19 protein-coding genes are annotated in these 17,959 nt (G+C 61.0%); 8 read left to right on the forward strand and 11 right to left on the reverse strand.

What is annotated here, in order from left to right; genetic code table 11:
- Positions 1 to 3 precede the first annotated feature (3 nt).
- The 3 genes from ASD50_RS18915 to ASD50_RS18925 all read right to left on the reverse strand — a co-directional run bounded on the left by ASD50_RS18915 (position 4) and on the right by ASD50_RS18925 (position 2,784).
- Complete coding sequence (locus ASD50_RS18915) at positions 4 to 945, reverse strand: alpha-E domain-containing protein (protein WP_056244603.1); 942 nt, start codon at positions 943 to 945, stop codon at positions 4 to 6.
- 21 nt (positions 946 to 966) lie between these two features.
- Positions 967 to 2,379, reverse strand: a complete 1,413-nt coding sequence (locus tag ASD50_RS18920) for a circularly permuted type 2 ATP-grasp protein (RefSeq protein WP_056244605.1) — start codon at positions 2,377 to 2,379, stop codon at positions 967 to 969.
- 168 nt (positions 2,380 to 2,547) lie between these two features.
- Positions 2,548 to 2,784 carry an Lrp/AsnC family transcriptional regulator gene (locus tag ASD50_RS18925; RefSeq protein WP_056244608.1) on the reverse strand — a complete coding sequence of 79 codons (237 nt, stop codon included), beginning with the start codon at positions 2,782 to 2,784 and terminating at the stop codon, positions 2,548 to 2,550.
- Positions 2,785 to 2,943: 159 nt separating this feature from the next.
- Between ASD50_RS18925 and ASD50_RS18930 the strand changes: the two genes are divergently transcribed.
- Positions 2,944 to 3,363, forward strand: coding sequence for a DUF4864 domain-containing protein (locus ASD50_RS18930; protein ID WP_056244610.1), 420 nt, complete (start codon positions 2,944 to 2,946; stop codon positions 3,361 to 3,363).
- A 9-nt stretch (positions 3,364 to 3,372) separates the two neighbouring features.
- On the opposite strand, the gene tgt is transcribed toward ASD50_RS18930, so the two are convergent.
- From tgt to coaD, 6 genes are read right to left on the reverse strand one after another with little or no spacing between them, the layout of a single operon-like run.
- Positions 3,373 to 4,503: a tRNA guanosine(34) transglycosylase Tgt gene (gene tgt / locus ASD50_RS18935; RefSeq protein WP_056244612.1), complete on the reverse strand. Its 1,131-nt coding sequence runs from the start codon at positions 4,501 to 4,503 to the stop codon at positions 3,373 to 3,375.
- A complete protein-coding gene (gene queA / locus ASD50_RS18940; protein WP_056244616.1) occupies positions 4,500 to 5,576 on the reverse strand; it encodes a tRNA preQ1(34) S-adenosylmethionine ribosyltransferase-isomerase QueA in 1,077 nt (358 codons plus the stop codon). The genes tgt and queA overlap by 4 nt, the downstream gene beginning before the upstream one ends.
- Before the next feature lie 2 nt (positions 5,577 to 5,578).
- Positions 5,579 to 6,028, reverse strand: coding sequence for a DMT family transporter (locus tag ASD50_RS18945; protein WP_156465177.1), 450 nt, complete (start codon positions 6,026 to 6,028; stop codon positions 5,579 to 5,581).
- 10 nt (positions 6,029 to 6,038) lie between these two features.
- Positions 6,039 to 6,554 (reverse strand): peptidylprolyl isomerase, encoded by a 516-nt coding sequence (locus ASD50_RS18950; protein WP_056244619.1) that lies wholly within the window; start codon positions 6,552 to 6,554, stop codon positions 6,039 to 6,041.
- 25 nt (positions 6,555 to 6,579) lie between these two features.
- Entirely contained in the window at positions 6,580 to 7,167 is a 588-nt protein-coding gene (locus ASD50_RS18955) for a peptidylprolyl isomerase (RefSeq protein WP_056244622.1), read from the reverse strand.
- An 18-nt stretch (positions 7,168 to 7,185) separates the two neighbouring features.
- The gene (coaD, locus tag ASD50_RS18960; RefSeq protein ID WP_056244625.1) at positions 7,186 to 7,686 is read right to left on the reverse strand and encodes a pantetheine-phosphate adenylyltransferase; all 501 of its coding nucleotides are present in this window, start codon (positions 7,684 to 7,686) and stop codon (positions 7,186 to 7,188) included.
- 190 nt (positions 7,687 to 7,876) lie between these two features.
- Between coaD and ASD50_RS23555 the strand changes: the two genes are divergently transcribed.
- Positions 7,877 to 8,029, forward strand: a complete 153-nt coding sequence (locus ASD50_RS23555; protein WP_164480451.1) for a hypothetical protein — start codon at positions 7,877 to 7,879, stop codon at positions 8,027 to 8,029.
- 36 nt (positions 8,030 to 8,065) lie between these two features.
- On the opposite strand, the gene gyrA is transcribed toward ASD50_RS23555, so the two are convergent.
- A complete protein-coding gene (gyrA, locus tag ASD50_RS18965; protein WP_056244628.1) occupies positions 8,066 to 10,852 on the reverse strand; it encodes a DNA gyrase subunit A in 2,787 nt (928 codons plus the stop codon).
- A 253-nt stretch (positions 10,853 to 11,105) separates the two neighbouring features.
- On the opposite strand from gyrA, the gene ASD50_RS18970 reads away from it, so the two are divergent.
- The 6 genes from ASD50_RS18970 to ASD50_RS18995 all read left to right on the forward strand — a co-directional run bounded on the left by ASD50_RS18970 (position 11,106) and on the right by ASD50_RS18995 (position 17,030).
- Positions 11,106 to 11,735, forward strand: coding sequence for a MarC family protein (locus ASD50_RS18970; protein WP_056244631.1), 630 nt, complete (start codon positions 11,106 to 11,108; stop codon positions 11,733 to 11,735).
- A gap of 136 nt (positions 11,736 to 11,871) precedes the next feature.
- Entirely contained in the window at positions 11,872 to 13,218 is a 1,347-nt protein-coding gene (locus ASD50_RS18975) for a substrate-binding protein (RefSeq protein WP_056244633.1), read from the forward strand.
- Between the two features lie 86 nt (positions 13,219 to 13,304).
- Entirely contained in the window at positions 13,305 to 14,330 is a 1,026-nt protein-coding gene (locus ASD50_RS18980) for a branched-chain amino acid ABC transporter permease (RefSeq protein WP_056244636.1), read from the forward strand.
- A 3-nt stretch (positions 14,331 to 14,333) separates the two neighbouring features.
- Positions 14,334 to 15,488: a branched-chain amino acid ABC transporter permease gene (locus ASD50_RS18985; RefSeq protein WP_056244638.1), complete on the forward strand. Its 1,155-nt coding sequence runs from the start codon at positions 14,334 to 14,336 to the stop codon at positions 15,486 to 15,488.
- 4 nt (positions 15,489 to 15,492) lie between these two features.
- Positions 15,493 to 16,260 (forward strand): ABC transporter ATP-binding protein, encoded by a 768-nt coding sequence (locus tag ASD50_RS18990; protein WP_056244641.1) that lies wholly within the window; start codon positions 15,493 to 15,495, stop codon positions 16,258 to 16,260.
- A 2-nt stretch (positions 16,261 to 16,262) separates the two neighbouring features.
- Positions 16,263 to 17,030 (forward strand): ABC transporter ATP-binding protein, encoded by a 768-nt coding sequence (locus ASD50_RS18995; protein ID WP_056244841.1) that lies wholly within the window; start codon positions 16,263 to 16,265, stop codon positions 17,028 to 17,030.
- A gap of 112 nt (positions 17,031 to 17,142) precedes the next feature.
- Here the strand turns inward: ASD50_RS18995 and ASD50_RS19000 are convergent, their stop codons facing one another.
- Positions 17,143 to 17,943, reverse strand: a complete 801-nt coding sequence (locus ASD50_RS19000) for an ATP12 family chaperone protein (protein WP_056244644.1) — start codon at positions 17,941 to 17,943, stop codon at positions 17,143 to 17,145.
- Positions 17,944 to 17,959: the final 16 nt, after the last annotated feature.

The raw sequence follows: 17,959 nt of genomic DNA on the forward strand, positions 1-17,959 counted from the left end.
ACCTCAATAGAACCGGTAATCCTGTGCGATCTCGTTTCCGAGCCGCGTGTTGTCGCGGATGAAATCGCTGAGGAACTCATGCAGGCCGGCGTCGAAAATATCCTTGATCGAGCCAACCTTGAGCAGGGACCGCGTTTTTGTGGAAGTTTCGTGGCAGGCGTGGCGCGCGCCGTAGTCGTCGGCAAGCAGGTTCAGGTGCTCGGATATGAAGCGGTAGCAGAAGGCCAGCGAACGCGGCATTCGCCCGTTCAGGATCAAATAGTCGGCGATATTGGAGGGTTTATAGGTCGCATCGTAGTTCCAACGGTAGGATCGGTGCGCGGAAACGGAGCGCAGGATGGATTCCCACTGGTAGTTGTCCAGCGTCGAGCCAACCCATGAAATCGACGGCAGGAGCACATAGTATTTGACGTCGAGAATGCGAGCCGTGTTGTCGGCGCGCTCGACGTAAGTGCCGAGTTGCGAGAAATCGAAAATCTCGTTGCGCAGCATGGTGCCGTAGAATGCACCCCGGATCAGCGCGGTTTCGCGCTTGATCGCGTCGAGCACCGCCGGCAGTTCGCGTTCGTCGATAGGCTTGGCCAGCATACGCTTCAACGCCATCCAGGCCTCGTTGATGCTTTCCCAGGTCTCGCGCGTCAGCGCGGTGCGCACCATGCGGGCGTTGGTGCGGGCGGTCTCGATAGACGACATCACGGATGACGGGTTGGAAATGTCGCGCAACAGGAAATCGGTGACATTGGCAGCCGTGTATTCACTGTATTTGTTGGCGAAGGCCACGTCAGAGACGGAACTGATGATGACGGAAGTCCATTCCTCGGACGCATCCTGCGTACGCGTGAGCGCCATGCGCAGTCCGGCATCGACAAGGCGTGCCATATTCTCGGCGCGCTCGATGTAGCGATTCATCCAGTAGAGGCCGTTGGCAGTACGCCCGAGCAGCATCAGATGGTCCTTTCGCCCGGCTCAATCATCCAGCACCCACGTATCCTTGGTGCCGCCGCCCTGCGATGAATTGACGACCAGCGAGCCTTCCTTGAGCGCGACCCGGGTCAAGCCGCCGGGAACGAGCTGGATGCGATCGGACACCAGCACATAGGGGCGCAGATCGACATGGCGGGGCGCGAGGCCCTTTTCCGTCATGATCGGTACGGTCGAAAGCGCAAGCGTAGGTTGGGCAATGTAGTTCGAGGGGTTCGACGCCAGCTTGGCGGAGAAGTCCGCGCATTCCTTTTTCGTGGCGGCCGGACCGACCAGCATGCCGTAGCCGCCGGAGCCGTGAACTTCCTTGATGACCAGCTCATGGATGTGCTCGAGCACATATTTCAGGCTGTCAGGCTCCGAGCAGCGCCATGTCGGGACATTGCCGAGGATTGCCTTGCGCCCGGTATAGAACTCGACGATTTCGGGCATGTAGGAGTAGATCGCCTTGTCGTCGGCGATACCGGTGCCGGGCGCGTTGGCAATGGTGATATTGCCGGCGCGATAGACATCCATGATGCCGGCGACGCCCAATGCCGAATCGGGATTGAAGGTCAGCGGGTCGAGGAAAGCATCATCGACGCGGCGATAAAGCACATCGATCTGCTTGTAGCCCTCTGTCGTGCGCATGGCGACGTGACCGTCGACGACACGCAAGTCCTGCCCCTCGACAAGTTGCACCCCCATCTGGTCGGCGAGGAAGGCATGTTCGAAATAGGCGGAATTAAAGCTTCCCGGCGTCAGCACCGCGATTGTCGGAGCGTCCTTCGTTCCTTCCGGCCTGACTGCGGCCAGCGACTGGCGCAGCAACTGGGCATAGTTCTCAACCGGGCGAACCTTGATCTGCTGGAACAGCTCCGGGAAGAGTTGCATCATCGTTTCGCGGTTCTCCAGCATGTAGGAGACGCCGGACGGCGTACGGGCATTGTCCTCCAGCACGTAAAATTCGTTCTCGCTGGTGCGGACAATGTCGATGCCGATAATATGGGTGTAGACACCCGCCGGAGGCCGCACACCGATCATTTCGGGCAGGAATGCTTCGTTGCGGGCGACGAGGTCTTTCGGCACCCGACCGGCGCGCAGGATTTCCTGCCGATGGTAAATGTCATCGAGGAAGGCATTCAACGCCTGGACGCGCTGTTCAATGCCTTGGGTAAGACGACGCCATTCCTGGCCGGAAATGATGCGCGGAACGATGTCGAACGGGATCAGGCGTTCTGAAGCTTCCTGCTCGCCATAGACGGCGAAGGTGATACCGGTCTTGCGAAAAACCCGCTCGGCATCTTCCATCTTCTGGGTAAGTCGGGCGGGGTCCTGCTCTTTGAGCCAACGATCATAAGCCCTGTAAGGCTTCCTGAGCCCGGATGTTTCCGGAAGCATCTCGTCGAATGCCGCCAAGCGCGTACTCCCCTGTAGCGCTATTTGAAATGGCGTCGCGGCAGAAAAGCAAGTGCAATCGCAGGTTTATCGCCTCAGAACCGGTCTGAACCGCACGATTGCCCGAATTTGAGGCGGCAAAACAGATTTTCAGGCAGGCGATGCCACCTCACAAGGCAGCAAGAGCGGTCAGAATGCCCGGAACGTGACGGTCGTGAAGGTGTCCTTGATACCGGGAATGATCTGTACCTTCTGGTTGACGAAGTGGCCGACGTCTTCCTCGTCATCGACATAGAATTTCGCCAGCAGGTCGTACTGCCCCGCGGTGGAATAGATTTCGGAGGCGATTTCGGCGTCGGCAAGCTCACTGGCAACCTCATAGGCTTTGCCGAGGTCGCACTTGATCTGCACAAAAAACGTCTTCATCGCTCGTTCCGTTCGAAACCGCAGTTTGGTTCCGGCCCTTGTCGCAGACTGTCCATCGCCTTTCAAGCTCCACAACTTTTCGTGCTGGGCTGAAACCTGCCGCTGTCCTCGTTCGTATTGTATGATGTTGCGACCGGACGGGCTGCGGGAGGGCCAGACATGCATCGCATTCTCATTGCGCTCACAGCGGTGTTTCTAGTGGTCGCCTCGCCGTGCTTTTCGGGAGAGGCACAGGTAAAAGCGGCGCAAGACGTAATCGACAGCCAACTCAAGGCCTTCATCGCCAACGACGGAGTGCGCGCCTACAGTTTCGCCGCGCCAAACATCAAGCAGCTGTTCCCCACAGCCGACGTTTTCATGGACATGGTGGGCAAGGGATATGCGCCGGTGCGGCAGCCGAAGGGCTATTCATTCGGCAAGGTGCAGGAAATGAGCCCGACGTCGATCGTGCAGCAAGTGCTCGTTACCGGCCCGGACGGCAAGGATTACGAGGCGGTGTATACGCTCGAACTACAGCCCGATGGCACCTACCGCATCACCGGATGCAGCCTGCGGGCGTCCAACTCGCTCAGCACTTAGTCAACAGAATCAAAGCGGCGGGATATCGCCCCGCGCCCATCCTTCGGAAATCTCGGCGGCACGTGCCTCGAAGGCCTGCACTTCGATGGCGTCGCGGATATCGCGCATGAGCTTCTGGTAGTAGGCGAGATTGTTCCAAGTAAGCAGCATGGCACCCAAGGCCTCTTGCGAGCGCACGAGATGGTGCAGATAGGCGCGCGAATAATCGCGGCAGGCAGGGCAATCGCTTTCTTCGTCCAGCGGACGATGGTCGTCGGCATGGCGGGCATTGCGCAGATTGACCTTGCCGCGCCGCGTGTAGGCAAGGCCGTGCCGCCCTGCCCTTGTCGGCATGACGCAATCGAACATGTCGATGCCGCGCGCCACCGACTTCAGGATATCGTCCGGCGTGCCGACGCCCATCAGGTAGCGCGGCTTGTCCGACGGCAGGATCGGACAGGTGACGTCCAGCATCTCCAGCATCATCGCCTGCGGCTCGCCGACGGCAAGGCCGCCGACAGCGTAGCCCTTGAGGTTCATCGCCTTTAGGGCCTCGGCGGACCTGGCCCGCAAGCGTGCGTTGTCACCACCCTGCACAATTCCGAACATCGCCTTGCCGGGCTGGTCGCCGAATGCGGCCTTGCAGCGCTCGGCCCAGCGCAGCGAAAGCTCCATCGCACGTTCGATTTCCTTTAGCTCGGCGGGCAACGCGGTGCATTCGTCAAGCTGCATCTGGATGTCGGAATTCAGCAGACCCTGGATTTCGATCGAGCGTTCCGGCGTCATCTCGTAAGCCGCGCCATCGATATGGGAGCGGAAGGTGACACCGTGCTCGGTCAGCTTTCTCAGCTTGGAGAGGGACATGACCTGGAAGCCGCCGCTGTCGGTGAGGATCGGGCGTGGCCAGCGGGCAAATTCATGCAGGCCGCCCAAGCGCGCCACCCGCTCCGCGCCCGGTCGCAGCATGAGATGATAGGTGTTGCCGAGGATGATGTCGGCACCGACGCCACGCACCTGATCCATATACATGGCCTTGACGGTGCCAGCCGTGCCGACCGGCATGAATGCGGGAGTGCGAACCGCCCCGAGCGGCATCGAGACTTCACCGCGGCGGGCCTTGCCGTCGGTTGCGATGAGCGTGAAGGAAAACTCTTCGGTCATTTCTGCTCCCTGAACAGGAGACTGGAGTCACCATAAGAATAGAAGCGATAGCCGTTTTCAATGGCGTGGTTGTAGGCGCCGCGCATCGTTTCCAGCCCGCTGAACGCCGACACAAGCATGAACAGGGTCGAGCGCGGCAGGTGGAAGTTGGTCATCAAGACATCGACCGCCTTGAAGCGGTAGCCGGGCGTGATGAAAATATCCGTCGGGCCGGACCATGCCTCTATCGTGCCGTCTTCCCGAGCGGCACTTTCGAGCAGCCTGAGCGACGTGGTGCCGACCGCCACGATGCGCCCGCCGCCGGCCCTTGCAGCGTTCAACGCGGACGCGGTGGCGGAAGACACGACGCCGATTTCGGCATGCATCTTGTGGTCGGCGGTGTCGTCGGCCTTGACCGGCAGGAATGTGCCTGCGCCGACATGGAGGGTCACAAAGCGGCGCTGGATGCCCTTGGCATCCAAAGCGGCGAAAAGCTCCGGCGTGAAATGGAGGCCTGCCGTCGGGGCAGCCACGGCTCCTTCTTCACGGGCGTAGATGGTCTGATAGTCGCGGCGGTCGCGCTCGTCATCGTCGCGTTTCGAGGCGATGTAGGGCGGCAGAGGAATATGCCCGACCGCATGCAGCGCCTCATCGAGGAACGCGCCTGAAACATCGAAGCCGAGCAGCACTTCGCCGCCGTCGCGCTTTTCGATGACGGTGGCGTCGAGTTGGCCGAGAAAGCAGGAATTGCCGTCATGGCCGAAATGGATGCGATCGCCGGCAGCGACACGCTTGCCGGGGCGCACAAAGGCCGCCCACTGATCGGGAGCCGTGCGCATATGCAGGGTGGCGTCTACCTGCGCCACGGCATCACCGCGCCGGCGGATGCCCTTCAATTGAGCGGGAATGACCTTGGTGTCGTTGAAGACCAGCACGTCGCCGGGGTTCAGCAGATCCGGCAAATCCTGAACCGAAAGATCGCGAAACCCACTGCTCGGCTGAACTGCCAGCAGGCGGGCATGATCGCGCGGCTCCGCCGGCCTGAGGGCAATGCGTTCCTCGGGCAAATCGAAATCGAACAGGTCAACGCGCATTTTCAGTAGATCCGGATCAACACCGCTCCGGCAAGCAGCAGCACGGCGCCGGCCACGCGGCCGAATGAAATTTCACGCACTGCAAGGCCGAGGAAACCAATGCGATCAACCACTATGCCGGCAAGCAACTGGCCTGCAACCACGAAGCCCATCGTCGCTGCCGCGCCAAGCCGTGGCGTAAGGATGATGACTGCGGTGATGAAGGCTGCGCCAAGGCAGCCGCCGACGAAGAACATCCAGAGCGGCGGCACGCGCCACCCGATCGAAATACCTTGCGCCTGCGACAAGGCAGCCGACACGAAGGCAAGCGCGACCGCGCCAGCCAGAAAGGAAGAGGCCGCGGCTGCCACCGGCAGGCCGAGGCCTTTGCTAAGGGCTGCATTGATGGGAGCCTGGATGGCAAGGAAAGCCCCTGCCACCACGCCTAACGCCCCCCAAAGCAGGCTCCAGATCATTTGGCCGTCAAGCCGCCACGTCAGCGGCGACCTTGAGCGACACGATCTTGTCGGGGTCCTGAACCGGCTCGCCGCGCTTGATCTGGTCGACGTTTTCCATGCCTTCGATGACCTGGCCCCAGACCGTGTACTGGCGATTCAGGAAGGAAGCGTCTTCGAAGCAGATGAAAAACTGCGAATTGGCCGAGTTCGGATTCTGGGCGCGAGCCATCGAGCAGGTGCCGCGGCCGTGATTGGCGTTGGAGAATTCCGCCTTCAGGTCGGGCTTGTCGGAACCGCCCATGCCGGCGCGGCCGGGGTTGAAGTCCTTGCCGCCGGACTTGCCGAACTTGACGTCGCCGGTCTGTGCCATGAAGCCATCGATGACGCGATGGAAGACGACGCCGTCGTAAGCGCCCTCGCGGGCCAGTTCCTTGATGCGGCCGACATGGCCGGGGGCCAGATCGGGGAAAAGTTCGATGACGACCTTACCCTTGGTCGTCTCCATGATGAGCGCGTTCTCGCGGTCCTTGATTTCAGCCATGTGCAATAATCCCTGTTGAATCCGGTTACTTGTTGTCGGAGGCGATACGCACCTTGATCATGCGGTCGGGGTCGGTCACCGACCCGTTTTGCGCATCGTCGCCCTTCTTGATGTTGTCTACGAGTTCCATGCCGCTCTCGACCTGGCCAACGACGGTGTACTGGCCATTGAGCGAGTCAGCCGGCGCGAACATGATGAAGAACTGCGAGTTGGCGGAGTTCGGGTCCTGGGCGCGCGCCATGCCGACGATGCCGCGCACATAGGGTTCGTTGGAGAATTCGGCCGGCAGGTCGGGAAGCTGCGAACCGCCGGTGCCGGCTGCGCCGGCATTGTAGCCGTCCTTCATGTCGCCATACTGGACATCGCCGGTCTGGGCCATGAAGCCATTGATGACACGATGGAAAGCGACATTGTCGTAAGCGCCTTCGCGGACCAGCTTCTTGATCTGCTCGACATGCTTCGGCGCAAGGTCGGGCCTCAGCGCAATGGTGACGTCGCCATCCTTCAGGGTGATGATCATCGTGTTTTCAGGGTCGGCAGCCGAAGCCGGCAGCGAGAAGGCAGCAAGGCTGGTAAACAGGGCAGCCAGCGCCAGGAATTTCCTGCGATACATGGGTGGGTCTCCGAAAGGCTATTTCGCGAATTTTGCGACCAGCGGGGCAACCACCGCCGCCGGGACGAAAGGGCGAATATCTCCGCCCATTGAAGCGATCTGGCGCACGAGTGTGGCGGTAATGGTTCTGACCGAAGGGCTGGCAGGCAGGAAAACCGTCTGCAGATCGGGCGCCATGGTCTCGTTCATGCCGGCCATCTGCATTTCATAGTCGAGGTCGGTCCCGTCACGCAGGCCGCGGATCATGATCGAAGCGCCCTCGCGCCTTGCCGCATCGACCACCAGCCCATCGAAGGAAACGACCTTGATGCGGGCGCCATCCTTGCCCAACTCGTCCCTGGCCACCTTTTCGATCAGCGCCACGCGCTCCTCGAAGGAGAACAGCGGCTTCTTGCCGGGGTGGATGCCGATGGCAGCGTATACCCTGTCCGCAACGGCCAACGAGGCCTTGAGTACGTCCAGATGGCCGTTGGTCAAGGGGTCGAAGGAGCCGGCATAGAGGGCGATGCGTTCAGTCATGGCAAGTGCTTCTAAAGATACGCCCGCCCAAAGGCAAACCCGTTCGCACGTATTCCGGCGCTTTCAGCCTCGATGAACGGCGGATGAATGGGCTGCTCAGCGCCTATTCAAGCCACCTTCACCACAGTGTGAGTGAGAAAGGCTGAAACCAAAGCGCACTTCATGCGTTCCAATATCAGGAGATACGCTGATGATGATCTACATGCTTGCCACTGCAATGACCGTAGCCATGCTGATCGCAACCGCTTTCGGCCTGCATCAGGAAGCTGAACGCGCCCGCGCCAGGAGCGCGAAGCGCGTTGACGGCTTCACCTCGCGCCCTCGCCCTCCCCGGCACTTCTAATCAAATCAAGGCTTCGTCGAGCCAAGCCTAGAGATTCTAACCGAGATCGGTTTCGTCGCTGGGCGGCGCTGTTTCGGTGTCGCCGTTGGTGTCGTCATCGTCGTCGGAATTCGGCTCCGAAATCCGTTCGACAGAAACGACCTTCTCACCTTCGGCGGTGTTGAAAATCGTCACGCCCTTGGTTGCGCGGCTGGCAAAGCGGATGCCCGCCACCGGAACGCGGATAACGGTGCCGCCATCGGAAACCAGCATGATCTGGTCATCGTTGCCGACCGGGAACGTGGCCACCAACGGACCGATTTCATCGACCTTGGATACGTCCGTGGCGCGAATGCCCTTGCCGCCGCGATTGGTGAGCCTGAAATCGTAGGACGAGGAGCGCTTGCCGTAGCCGAGTTCGGTCACAGTCAAGACGAACTGCTCATGCGCCTTGAGGAACTCATAGCGTTCGTCGGTAAGCTGCGCCTCCTCGCCAACCTCTTCGTTGGTGAGCGCAATCTCTTCTTCCTCGCCATTGCCTGACAGCGCTCGACGTTCGGCAGCGGAACGCTTGAGATAGGCGGCCCGTTCAGAGGCATCGGCATCCACATGCTCGATGATGCTCATGGAAATCGCCCGGTCGCTATCGGCCATGGCGATGCCACGCACGCCGACCGAATTGCGGCTTTGGAACACGCGCACGTCATCGACGCGGAAGCGGATGCATTGGCCGGAATTTGCCGTCAAAAGCACATCGTCATTGTCGGTGCAGGTCTCGACGCCAAGGATCTCGTCGCCTTCCTCCTCCAGCTTCATGGCGATCTTGCCGTTGCGGTTGACCTGGACGAAGTCCGACAGCTTGTTGCGCCGAACGGTGCCGCGCGTCGTCGCGAACAGGACGTCGAGATCGCCCCAGCTCGTCTCGTCCTCGGGCAGCGGCATGATCGTAGTGATGCGCTCGCCCTGCTCCAACGGCAGCATGTTGATGAGCGCCTTGCCACGCGATTGCGGGCTGCCGACAGGCAGGCGCCAGACCTTTTCCTTGTAGACTATGCCGCGCGAGGAAAAAAACAGCACCGGCGTGTGGGTGTTGGCCACGAACAGCCGGGTGACGAAATCCTCGTCCTTCGTCGACATGCCGGAGCGGCCCTTGCCGCCGCGGCGCTGTGCCCGGTAGAGCGACAGCGGCACGCGCTTGATGTAGCCGGAATGGCTGACGGTAACGACCATGTCCTCGCGCTGGATGAGGTCTTCGTCATCCATGTCCGCACCGCCATCGGCAAGCTCGGTGCGCCGCGGCGTGCCGAATTCGTCACGCACGGCAGCCAGTTCGTCCTTGACGATCTGCTGGATGCGGGCGCGCGACGACAGGATGTCGAGATAATCCTTGATCTCGTCGCCGATGGTGTTCAACTCATCAGCGATCTCGTCGCGCCCAAGCGCCGTCAAGCGCTGCAGCCGCAGTTCGAGGATGGCGCGCGCCTGTTCCTCCGAGAGATTGTAGGTGCCGTCGTCGTTGATGCGGTGGCGCGGGTCATCAATCAGGCGGATCAACGCCTCGACGTCGGCCGCCGGCCAGCGCCGCTCCATCAACTGTTCGCGAGCCGTCTGGGGATCGGGCGCAACACGGATCAGCTTGATGACTTCATCGATATTGGCAACAGCGATGGCGAGACCAACGAGGACGTGAGCGCGGTCGCGCGCCTTGCGCAGTAGGAATTTCGTCCGGCGGCTGATGACTTCCTCGCGGAAGGACACGAAGGCCTTCAGCATGTCGATCAGCGTCAGCACTTCCGGCTTGCCGCCGTTCAGTGCAACCACGTTCGCGCCGAACGAGGTTTGCAGCGGCGTATAGCGATACAGCTGGTTGAGGATCACCTCGGCGTTGGCGTCGCGCTTGAGCTCGATGACGACGCGATAGCCCTGGCGGTCGCTCTCGTCGCGGATGTCCGAAATGCCTTCGACGCGCTTGTCGCGCACCAGTTCGGCCATCTTCTCGATCATCGACGCCTTGTTCACCTGGAAGGGGACTTCCGTGATGACGATGGCTTCGCGATCGCCGCGCATGTCCTCGATATGGACCTTGCCGCGCATGACAATGGAGCCGCGCCCGGTGGAATAGGCGCTATAGATGCCCGACCTGCCAAGAACGATGCCGCCCGTCGGGAAATCCGGTCCCGGAATGATGTCCATCAGGTCCGTCAGGTCGATGGCCGGATTGTCGATGATGGCGATTGCGCCGTTGCAGACTTCGATCAGGTTGTGCGGCGGAATGTTAGTGGCCATGCCGACGGCGATGCCGCCCGAGCCGTTGACCAGAAGGTTCGGAAAACGCGCCGGGAGGACGCGGGGTTCTTGCCCCGACGCATCGTAGGTGTCCTGGAAATCGACCGTTTCCTTGTCGATGTCCTCCAGAAGTTCATGCGCAACCTTGGTGAGGCGCGCCTCGGTGTAGCGCATCGCCGCCGGCGGATCGCCGTCGATAGAGCCGAAATTGCCCTGCCCGTCGATCAACGGCACGCGCATCGACCAGTCCTGGGCCATGCGCACCAAGGCGTCATAGATCGAGGCATCGCCGTGCGGATGGTATTTACCCATCACGTCGGCGACCGGGCGGGCCGATTTCACATATTTGCGGTTCCAGTGATAGCCGCTCTCATGCGCCGCATAGAGGATGCGCCGGTGCACGGGCTTCAAGCCGTCACGAACGTCGGGCAGCGCACGGCTCACGATCACGCTCATCGCGTAGTCGAGATAGGAGCGCTGCATCTCCTCGATAATGGATATCGGCTCGATGCCGGAAGGGCCGCCGTCGGCGTCGCGCGGTGTGTTCTGGTCGGTCAAATCGGATCACGCAGTCTTGGGAATCACTCTATTCTTATATAGGAACGCTGCTGGATTCTCCAACAGCCAGCGATCTTTTCCAACGCTGAATTTCTCCAATATTTCAATTGGATATGCCGTATTCTCCTAAATGCTGATGAAATATTCGCCGCGTCTTGTGAAACGATCCGTGATCTTCGCCGGCATCGATGCGAACCGCCCGCTGGCGTCCGGCGTCAGACCACGCTAATTTAGGTTTCAGGGGGAGCAGCAGATGCCGAGTTTCGATAGTCTTTTCAACGCCTTCGTTACCATCCTCGTGACCATCGATCCCCCGGGCCTCGCGCCGCTGTTTCTCGCCGTCACCCACGGTATGAACCGGCAGCAGCGCCAACAGGTGTCGGTCCGCGCCAGCATCATCGGCTTTGCCGTAATGGCGCTTTTCGCCGTTGCCGGGGCGTCCATCCTGTCCGTGTTCGGCATCACCTTGCCGGCATTCCGGGTAGCCGGCGGCTTTCTGCTGTTCTTCATCGCCTTCGAGATGGTTTTCGAGCGCCGGCAGGACCGCAAGGAGAAGATCTCCGACGTGGCGATCACCCGCGACCACATCCAGAACATCGCCGCCTTCCCTCTTGCGATCCCGCTGATTGCCGGACCGGGCGCGATTTCGGCGACCGTGCTGCTGTCGGGCTCGTTTCAGGGTTTTGCGGCGCAGGCAGCTCTGGTCGGCATCATTTTCATCTGCCTGGCGATCACCTATCTCGTGTTCGTGCTCTCCGAACGGATCGACCGTATCCTCGGCCATACCGGCCGCTCGATCCTGACCCGCCTGCTCGGCGTAATCCTGGCGGCGCTCGCCGTGCAGTTCGTCGCCGATGGCGTCAAAGCGCTGATGGCGGGCTGAAGTAATACCTTAGTATTATGACTTAAGACTCATATTCCAAAGCCCAATTGAGGATTCCGTGCCGTCGGATACCGTCTGGCTACCTGCGATGCTTCGGGAGGAAGTCGCCGGCGCACAACCTTATGGGAGGATTTTGATGTCCAAGTTTATCATGACGCGTCGTGGCCTGTTGCGGGCTGGCGCGGCGTCGGGCGTAGCGCTCGCCGCACCTATGCACTTTATCCGCGGCGCCTACGCCGAGGACATTTCGTGCAATATGCCCAAGGGCGACACCGTTACTTTTGGCTGGAGCGTGCCGCTTACCGGCCCCTACGCAGATGAAGGCGCGGACGAACTGAAGGCGTTCCAACTTGCCGTGAAGCACCTCAACGGCGAAGGCGACGGCGGCATGATCCCGACCATGAAGCCTACCGCGCTGAAGGGTAACGGCATCCTTGGCAAGAAGGTCGCGCAGGTCCACGGCGACTCGCAGACGAAGACCGACGCCGCCCGCGATAACTCCAAGCGCATGATCGAACGCGACGGCGCGATCATGATTTCCGGTGGATCGTCCTCGGCTGAGGCGATTGCCGTGCAGAGCCTTTGCCAGGACATGGGCGTCATCCATATGTCCGGCCTGACCCACTCCAACGACACGACCGGCAAGGACAAGAAGCGTTACGGCTTCCGCCACTTCTTCAACGCCTACCAGTCGGGTGTGGCGCTCGGCCCGGTCATCGGCGAAGCCTACGGCAAGGACCGCAAGGCCTATCACCTGACCGCCGACTACACATGGGGCTGGACACAGGAAGAATCGATGAAGGCCGCCACCGAGGCGATGGGCTGGCAGACGGTCGCGGCCGTTCGCACGCCGCTCGGCTCGGCCGACTTCTCGCAGTACATCACGCCGGTGCTGAATTCTGGCGCCGACGTCCTGATCCTGAACCACTACGGCAAGGACATGGTGAACTCGCTGACGCAGGCGGTCCAGTTCGGCCTGCGCGACAAGGAAGTGAACGGCAAGAAGTTCGAAATCGTGGTGCCGCTGTTCTCCGAATTGATGGCGCAGGGCGCCGGCGATGCGGTCAAGGGCATCTACGGCACCAGCAACTGGGACTGGAAGCTGGACGACGATGCGACCAAGGCCTTCACCAAATCGTTCGGCCAGGAATACGGCGCACCGCCCTCACAGGCCGCGCACACCTGCTACGTCCAGGCCCTGCTCTACGCCGATGCCTGCGAACGCGCCGGAACCTTCTTCGCTCCTGCCGTTATCAAGGCGCTCGAAGGCTTCGAGTTCGATGGCCTGGGCAACGGCTCGACGCTCTACCGTGCGGAGGACCATCAGTGCATGAAGTCGTGCCTGGTCGTCCAGGGCAAGGAAAACCCGAAGGACAAGTACGATCTGATGGAGATCGTCAAGGTCATTCCTCGCGAGGCGACCACCTACGATCCGGCGATCTTCGGCGGCGAACTCGGCCCGTCCGACGCCAAGCAGTGCTAACCGCATAACGCCTCAATACACCCGGCCGCTTCACGGCGGTCGGGTTCCCTATCGGGCACATTAACCTCGTTCACAGGCTGGTGGGCATGGACGCTATATTGCTGCAAATTCTGAACGGCCTCGACAAGGGCGGCGCTTATGCGCTGATCGCGCTTGGCCTAACCTTGGTCTTCGGCACCCTGGGCGTGGTCAACTTCGCCCACGGCGCGCTGTTCATGCTGGGCGCGTTCTGCGCTGTCACCTTCAACAAGCTGCTCAATCTCGAAAGCGTGGTGATCGATCCCACCCAGAAAACCGCATGGGGCACGCCGCTTGAGGTGCGCACGCCCTATATCGAGGCGTGGCTCGGCGACTTCGGCAAATATCTGCACGACTATTCCGTTCCCGCCTCTATCCTGCTTGCCATACCCGTGATGCTGATCATCGGCATCGTCATGGAGCGCGGCCTGATCCGCTACTTCTACAAGCGGCCACACGCCGACCAGATCCTGGTGACCTTCGGCCTCGCCATCGTCATCCAGGAAATCATCAAGCATTTCTTCGGCGCCAACCCGATCCCGCAGCCTGCGCCAATGGCGTTCGGCGGCACGGCCTATGTCGGTGAATTCCTCGGCATGGGGCAGACGCTCGCCTATCCCTGGTGGCGCATCATCTACTTCCTGTTCTCGCTCGGCATCATCGGCGCGGTCTTTGCCTTCCTGCAGTTCACCACCTACGGCATGGTGGTTCGGGCCGGCATGCGCGACCGTGAGACGGTCGGACTGCTCGGCATCGACATCGAGCGGCGCTTCACCGTCGTGTTCGGCCTGGCCGCCGTCGTCGCAGGCGTTGCGGGCGTGATGTACACGCCGATCCTGCCTCCCGACTACCATATGGGCATGGAATTCCTGGTGCTGTCCTTCGTCGTCGTGGTTGTCGGCGGCATGGGTTCGCTTGGCGGCGCCGTCGCCGCGGGATTCCTGCTCGGCATCCTGCAATCCTTCGCTTCGATGAACGAGGTGAAGGCAATTATTCCCGGTATCGATCAGATCATCATCTACCTTGTCGCGGTCGTCATCCTGCTGACGCTGCCACGAGGCCTGATGGGTCGCAAAGGCGTGATGGAGGACTGATCCATGTTCAAAGGCCTCTCCCGCAACGATCTCATCCTGCTCGTCGGCTTTACGGCGTTCGTTCTGCTGATGCCGATCATCCTCAAGCCCGTTGGTGCCGCCTATCCGGCGCTGATGCAGAAGTTCTGCATCTTCGGCATCTTCGCCATCGGCTTCAACATCCTGTTCGGCCTGACGGGCTACCTCTCGTTCGGCCATGCCGCCTTCCTCGGCGTCGGTTCCTATGCGGCTGTGTGGTCGTTCAAGCTGTTCACCATGAACATCATCCCGGCGATCTTCCTGTCGCTGTTCTTCGCTGCGATCTTCGCGGTGGTTATCGGCTATGTCAGCCTGAGGCGGTCCGGCATCTACTTCTCGATCCTCACGCTTGCCTTCGCGCAGATGTGCTACAACCTCGCCTATTCGGTGCTGACGCCGCTGACCAATGGCGAGACCGGTTTGCAGTTGACGTTGAGAGATCCGCGCTGGATCGACGCCATGTTCCATGAGCCGGGTGCAGGCCTGCCTCGGGCTACTCTATTCGGCCTTGACACAAGCGGCGGCGGACTGGGCGGCTTCTATCTTTGCGCGGTGATCCTGATCATCTGCTTCTATATCTCGATGCGCATCTTCCGCTCGCCCTTCGGCATGATGCTGCGCGCCATCAAGTCCAACCAGAACCGCATGCGTTATACCGGCTTCAACACCCGGCCCTACCTGCTTGCCGCCTTCGTCATCTCCGGCATGTATGCCGGGCTGGCCGGCAGCCTGATGGCCGCAACCGACCCACTTGCCGGCGCAGAGCGCATGCAATGGACGGCGTCGGGCGAAGTCGTGCTGATGACGATCCTGGGCGGCGTAGGCACGCTGGTCGGCCCGGTCGTGGGCGCTGCCGTGATCAAGTACTTCGAAAACATCTTCTCTTCATTCGGCCCGGACACGCTTCACGGCGTCTTCAGCTTCCTGCCCGATACGATCGAGGATGCGCTTGTTTCATTCCTCTCCCTGTTTGTCGGCGAAGGCTGGAACCTGACGCTTGGCGTCATCTTCGTGCTGCTCGTCATCTTCATGCCGGGTGGCATCATCGAGGGCCTGCGCCGCCTGTGGGTCATCTTCACCCGGAAGCGCGACGGGGGCGATGCCATCCCCGCCGCGACCCACCCCCAACCGGCGGAGTAACCCGATGAGCGAGAAGAATATCGTCCTGCACGTCGCCGATGTTCATAAACGGTTCGGCGGGCTGCATGCACTCGCAGACGTCGACCTGCAGGTCGAAGAAGGCACCGTGCACGCCATCATCGGACCGAACGGCGCTGGCAAGTCCACCTTGCTCAACGTGTGCGTGGGCCGCATCAAGCCAGACCAGGGACAAGTCGTTTTTGCCGGTGAAGCGCTCAACAATCACCAGCCGCACGAGATCAACCAGCTCGGCGTCAGCCGCGTGTTCCAGACGCCGGAGATTTTCGCCGACCTCTCCCTGCTCGAAAACGTCATGATCCCCGCTTTCGCCAAGCGGGACGGCGCTTTCCGCTTCAACGCCTCGGCCCCTGTCAGCACGCAGAAGGACATTCGCGAAAAGGCAGAGGCCGCACTTGAAGATGTGGGGCTTTTGAACAGGCGCAATGTCGAGGCCGGCAGCCTGTCGCGCGGCGACAAGCGACGTCTCGAGCTGGCGATGTGCCTGGTCCAGAATCCGCGCCTGCTTTTGCTCGACGAGCCGACGGCCGGCATGTCGCGGCACGACACCAACAGCACGATCGATCTGCTGAAGCGCATCAAGAGCCGCGGCATGACCAAGGTGATCATCGAGCACGACATGCACGTGGTGTTTTCGCTTGCGGACAAGATAAGCGTGCTTGCGCAAGGGCGCATCATAGCAGACGGTACGCCCGAAGCCGTGCGTGCAAACCCCAAGGTCAAGGAAGCCTATCTTGGGGAGGAACAGACATGAACATGGCCGCGCATCACGACAAAGACTTCACGGGGGGAGCGACAACAGTGTCGGACAACGAAGTCGAGCCGTTTTTCAGCGTCAAGGACATCCACGCCTATTACGGCGAATCCTATATCGTCCAGGGCGTGTCCTTCGATATCCGCAAGGGTGAAATCCTGTCGCTGCTTGGCCGCAACGGCGCTGGCAAGACATCCACCTTGCGCACCCTGGCACGCGTGGCGTCGCCTCAACTGGCCTCGGGCGAAATCTGGCTCGAAGGCAAGCCAATCCACAAGCTGAAGGCCCATCAGGCGGCGAAGGCCGGCGTGCAACTCGTTCCCGAGGACCGGCGCATCATCGGCGGCCTTTCCGTGGAGGAAAACCTGATCCTCGCGCAGGTGACGGAGCCCAAAGGCTGGGAGCTGCAGCGCATCTACGAGCATTTTCCGCGACTGGCGGAGCGGCGCAAGCAAGAGGCGACGACGCTATCCGGCGGCGAGCAGCAGATGCTTGCCGTTGCTCGCGCGCTTGCCCGCGACATCAAGATCCTTTTCCTCGACGAGCCCTATGAAGGCCTTGCACCCGTTATCGTGCAGGAGATCGAGAAGATCGTTCAGCAGATTCGCGACATCGGCATCACAACGATCATCGTGGAGCAGAACGCGGTCGCAGCGCTGAGGCTTTCCGACCGTGCCGTCATCATGGACACCGGCACTGTCGTGTTCAGCGGCACAGCCAAGGAAGTCCTGGAAAACAGCCAGCTTCGCCACGAATATCTGGCGATCTAGTTCCGCAAGGAAAATCGCTGTAGCGAAGACGCCACATCGGCGTCTTCGCTGTTTTCAGGAATGCCAACGGAACAGCAGGGCAACGGGCTCATACTTGGCCCAATTCTGTTGGCTAAATCCCCTCACCCTTGATCGACCGCAACAAATCGGCGGCAGCCACGAAGTCGCGCTTCCGTTGCGCGCGACGGGCAGCGGCTTCAGCGTCCTGCCCCCAATGTTCGATCTGCCAATCTTCATCGACGTGAGCGGCGAGCCAGACGCCATCAACGTCCAGTTCTGAAGCGTCCAGCGCGAGAGCAAGCAAAGCCGAACCGGTCAGTGACGTCATGACATGCAGGCAAGCCAGTCGGAAGGGATCGGCATCCTTGGCAAGATGCGCACCCAGTATGGCGATCGATTCATGTGGCTGTTCGACATGGACCACGCCTTCGGCGAGATTGAAACGCGCGCTCAGTGAGGACTGGACCCAATCCAGCACCGGGTCCCAATGGCTGTTCTGGCGTTCCACCAAGCCTTGTGGCGCATCGGCGCGATAGCAGAGCATATCCGAGGCGGCGAAGCGCAGGATGTCCTCCAGCACCACCTGCGGATCGGACGCCACGCCATCAATGGCCGTGTTGACCAGCCGCAAGACCGGCATCGTCACCGGATCGATGACGTCCTTCTGCGCCTCGAATTCCGCGGCGACAAGCCGTGCAGCCCCTTCGCTCGGCAGGGCCAGCAAAGCTTTTCCCGGCGTACGCACCGATTTTCCGTCGAGATGGACGGCAAAGCCTGCCGCGTCCTTCGAAACGGAGGCGTGCTTGTAGAAGCGCTTGGGCAAAGGGGTCTTCATCTGGATTTGCGCACGGCGCGTTGGATCCGGATCAGACAGATGGTTGCCGGCTTCGAGATCATTCAGGATGTCACGCATCACAACTCCTTGCCGG

This window comes from Mesorhizobium sp. Root552 (genome assembly GCF_001427285.1).
GTDB lineage: Bacteria > Pseudomonadota > Alphaproteobacteria > Rhizobiales > Rhizobiaceae > Mesorhizobium.

What these genes read in the sequence shown, in the direction of transcription:
- ASD50_RS18915 (WP_056244603.1), bottom strand. Translation starts at nt 945, where the DNA reads ATGCTGCTCGGGCGTACTGCCAACGGCCTCTACTGGATGAATCGCTAC.
- ASD50_RS18925 (WP_056244608.1), bottom strand. Translation starts at nt 2,784, where the DNA reads ATGAAGACGTTTTTTGTGCAGATCAAGTGCGACCTCGGCAAAGCCTAT.
- ASD50_RS18930 (WP_056244610.1), top strand. Translation starts at nt 2,944, where the DNA reads ATGCATCGCATTCTCATTGCGCTCACAGCGGTGTTTCTAGTGGTCGCC.
- tgt (WP_056244612.1), bottom strand. Translation starts at nt 4,503, where the DNA reads ATGACCGAAGAGTTTTCCTTCACGCTCATCGCAACCGACGGCAAGGCC.
- queA (WP_056244616.1), bottom strand. Translation starts at nt 5,576, where the DNA reads ATGCGCGTTGACCTGTTCGATTTCGATTTGCCCGAGGAACGCATTGCC.
- ASD50_RS18950 (WP_056244619.1), bottom strand. Translation starts at nt 6,554, where the DNA reads ATGGCTGAAATCAAGGACCGCGAGAACGCGCTCATCATGGAGACGACC.
- ASD50_RS18955 (WP_056244622.1), bottom strand. Translation starts at nt 7,167, where the DNA reads ATGTATCGCAGGAAATTCCTGGCGCTGGCTGCCCTGTTTACCAGCCTT.
- coaD (WP_056244625.1), bottom strand. Translation starts at nt 7,686, where the DNA reads ATGACTGAACGCATCGCCCTCTATGCCGGCTCCTTCGACCCCTTGACC.
- ASD50_RS23555 (WP_164480451.1), top strand. Translation starts at nt 7,877, where the DNA reads ATGATGATCTACATGCTTGCCACTGCAATGACCGTAGCCATGCTGATC.
- ASD50_RS18970 (WP_056244631.1), top strand. Translation starts at nt 11,106, where the DNA reads ATGCCGAGTTTCGATAGTCTTTTCAACGCCTTCGTTACCATCCTCGTG.
- ASD50_RS18975 (WP_056244633.1), top strand. Translation starts at nt 11,872, where the DNA reads ATGTCCAAGTTTATCATGACGCGTCGTGGCCTGTTGCGGGCTGGCGCG.
- ASD50_RS18980 (WP_056244636.1), top strand. Translation starts at nt 13,305, where the DNA reads ATGGACGCTATATTGCTGCAAATTCTGAACGGCCTCGACAAGGGCGGC.
- ASD50_RS18985 (WP_056244638.1), top strand. Translation starts at nt 14,334, where the DNA reads ATGTTCAAAGGCCTCTCCCGCAACGATCTCATCCTGCTCGTCGGCTTT.
- ASD50_RS18990 (WP_056244641.1), top strand. Translation starts at nt 15,493, where the DNA reads ATGAGCGAGAAGAATATCGTCCTGCACGTCGCCGATGTTCATAAACGG.
- ASD50_RS18995 (WP_056244841.1), top strand. Translation starts at nt 16,263, where the DNA reads ATGGCCGCGCATCACGACAAAGACTTCACGGGGGGAGCGACAACAGTG.
- ASD50_RS19000 (WP_056244644.1), bottom strand. Translation starts at nt 17,943, where the DNA reads ATGCGTGACATCCTGAATGATCTCGAAGCCGGCAACCATCTGTCTGAT.